We start from the raw sequence: 3,115 nt of genomic DNA on the forward strand, positions 1-3,115 counted from the left end.
CTATGTTTGGATTGGGCCTGTATGATTTTGAGGCCAGGCAGTTGGATGGGTATGGAGGGTTTACTAGTATGGATCCGCTGGCGGAGAAGTATTATTCGATTAGTCCGTATGCCTATTGCGCGAATAATCCTGTAAGATACATAGACCCGACGGGTTTAGCGTGGCGTTCAACTTACGATGAAGACCAAGACAGTAATAGAACTTACAATGGCTATGAATGGGTTGATGAGTCAGAGTCTTACAACGATGATGGTACTCTAAAAAATGGTTTGTATGCACAAGCTATATTTTTCTCTAATAATGGCACTTTTGATGCTTCCAGTAGTTACAACATGGGTTCTTCAACTGCAACCGTTTATTTGGCAGATGGAACTACTACGACCTTTGATGCTAATACCAATCCTTCAAGTTCAGATTATGCGACTGTACCGGAAGGTATTTATCAAGCAACAGTTGGGAAACACAAAGGAAACTATGACGCTTTAAAAATGAGAGATGTAGATGCTACTTCACAAACAATAGAATTAGGACAGGCAAATCCTGCTCACCCTGAAAGAACTTATGCAACAGGAATAAATATTCATAAACCGGGACTTAATAATCTTACAGGATTAACAAGTACGGGAACAGCAATTTCACAAGGCTGTTTGTTAATAGACAGAAATAGTTGGTCTGATTTTATTGGAAATTTCAATACCGATGCTCAACGTTCAAATACGGTAAGCGTTACTGTTTCTCGCAGTATGTCAACCCCTGCAAATGTAAATCGTCTGCCTGCCTTTAACTTCTTTATGAGCGGAACAAGACGTAATTTTTTCAGTCCTTTTTAAATGATAAAAAATATGAAAACAAAATTATTTATTATGATTTTAACAGGTTTAGCCCTAAATATCAATGTATCTGCACAAAAAGGATATGCTGAAAAAATCAATCAGTTTAATGACAAAGGGCAAAAAGAGGGTTTTTGGAAAGAAGATTTAAAGTTTCAAACGGAAGAAGCATATTATCATAATGGTGTGAAGTCGGGCATATATAAAACGTATCGAAGAGGAACATTAGCCTGTTTTGGAGAATTTGAGAATGGGAAAATGTCAGGTATTTGGTATTATTTTGGTGATTTTGGGCATTTGATGTCAATAATGAAAGATTTTCAGAAAAACGACAAGCCAATCCCCACCGAACACCATTCACAGGGCATTTGCCCCTATCAATGTTATTATATAACTTATTATCCGAATGGTGTTAAAAAATCAGAGGGAATTTTGTTGTGGGACGAAGACCCCGAAGATGATTTTACCTTTGAATACGGCGAATGGAAATACTACAATGAAAATGGAAATCTAACAAAAACAACAGTGTTCAAATAATTTTCGACAAACTAAAAGTTCGTTTTCGCGAACTTTTAGTTTGTAAATATTGCCGCAAAAGCGGCAAGAAAAAAGAGGGTGGGAATTTTTGCGACTGCGCCGCAAAGGGAAAAGAAATTGCCGCTTACACAGCGGTATAATCCCAATGCCAACCTGAAGCGGCACTATGTGGGCAACAAGGTTTACGAGACAGTAGGTTCTACATTAACTTTGAAGAAAATTTTGTTCGACAACGGCTACATTGAGAATAATATTTACTACTTTTACCTGCGCGATCACTTGGGCAATAACAGCGTGGTAGTTGATGCCAACGGGGTGCTGAAGCAACGGCTGTATTATTATCCCTACGGCAAGGTAATCGGCAATCAGGAGAGTTATGCCGAAGGCTTTCAACCGTATAAGTTTGGAGGTAAGGAGGCTGAGCCGATGTTTGGATTGGGCTTGTATGATTTTGAGGCCAGGCAGTTGGATGGGTATGGAGGGTTTACTAGTATGGATCCTCATGCTGAAAGTTATTATAGTTGGTCGCCGTATGCATACTGTGCGAACAATCCGATTCGTTATAAAGACCCTGATGGTCGCGATGGTATGGTAACAGGGTCAGGAACTCGTGAAGACCCTTATGTAATTACAGCAAATTATTATTATCAAAACGGCTCTTTAAATGACGAACAGATTACAGGATTAAATTCTGCCGTTTCTGCTTATAATAATTCAGGTAAAAACGGATTAACAGAGGTAAAAAATGCCGATGGTTCAAAAAGTTATGTTCGATATAATTTATCAGCAGAAGGGGTTAATAATGTTGATGATGCACGATTAACTACTGCATTTGAAACCACTTCGGGCGATACTCGTTATTATGGCAACATTGTTGGTACAGAACCAAGTTCGGGCGATGAATATGGCTCTGCCAATAATATCCGTATTGACTTTAATGTTGATAATATCAGTGCAGGTGTTGAAAGTGGAATGAAAAGCAGTCCTCTTAATAAAGGGGTAGCAATTCACGAGATAGGACATAATTTGGGGGGCGAGCATAGTGATGGCACTTCGGTTATGGATATAGTTCTCAAAACTGAAACGCACAATCAGTTTGGCGGGGCAACAACTGTATCTTATAGTTACCCAAGTATGGATAAAAAATTCACAAAAACCTTAATTGACAGACGAGATGTCCCACGAACTGCTGGCGCGGGTAGATTATGGACAAGAAGACCCTAATTTGTATGAAAAAGATTATTTTATTGGTTGCATTGTGCCATATTCAATTTAATATGTTTGCACAAAACGTTGATTCTTTGATAGATATTAAAGGATATTATATAACTGTTTTTGCAAAACAGGAAATAGTTTTTTCATACGAACAGAAGATAAAGAAAGCAAGGGGGGTATCTTATGCAACGCCAATAGATTACAAACAATTTTCTTTTTTTGTTCCTATTCAGATAGGCGATAAACTTGTTTGTGAAAAGGATATGATTTCAGAATTGTTTTTGCATTATTTGCAAACCGACTCTGTTTATGTTGTTGTAAATGCACTCAATAAAGATATATTGAAGTCAATAAATATACTGACCACAGATATTTCCAAAGAAACCTGTATTTTGTCAAATGCAATGCAATTTTCGCCATACTACGAAATAAATGGCGACAATAATTCATTGTACAAATGCACTTACATAGAAGGCTGTGCGCAACACAAACATATCCAAGAAATAGAAAAGAAATGGCAAAATTATTTATTG

The 3,115-nt window shown here is 37.5% G+C and carries 4 protein-coding genes; all 4 read left to right on the forward strand.

Features of this window, described 5'->3' with window-relative positions; genetic code table 11:
• Positions 1-830: RHS repeat-associated core domain-containing protein (locus ACYPWY_RS15810; RefSeq protein WP_459686510.1), on the forward strand; the 830-nt coding region annotated here is incomplete at its 5' end.
• Between the two features lie 12 nt (positions 831-842).
• On the forward strand, positions 843-1,367 hold the full coding sequence (locus ACYPWY_RS15815; protein WP_459686511.1) for a toxin-antitoxin system YwqK family antitoxin: 525 nt from the start codon (positions 843-845) through the stop codon (positions 1,365-1,367).
• Positions 1,368-1,445: 78 nt separating this feature from the next.
• A complete protein-coding gene (locus tag ACYPWY_RS15820; RefSeq protein ID WP_459686512.1) occupies positions 1,446-2,591 on the forward strand; it encodes an RHS repeat-associated core domain-containing protein in 1,146 nt (381 codons plus the stop codon).
• A 5-nt stretch (positions 2,592-2,596) separates the two neighbouring features.
• A partial coding sequence (locus tag ACYPWY_RS15825) for a hypothetical protein (RefSeq protein ID WP_459686513.1) occupies positions 2,597-3,115 on the forward strand: 519 nt, incomplete at its 3' end.

This window comes from Viscerimonas tarda (genome assembly GCF_054601255.1).

Coding starts and splice junctions, on each gene's coding strand:
- ACYPWY_RS15815 (WP_459686511.1), top strand. CDS start 843: ATGAAAACAAAATTATTTATTATGATTTTAACAGGTTTAGCCCTAAAT.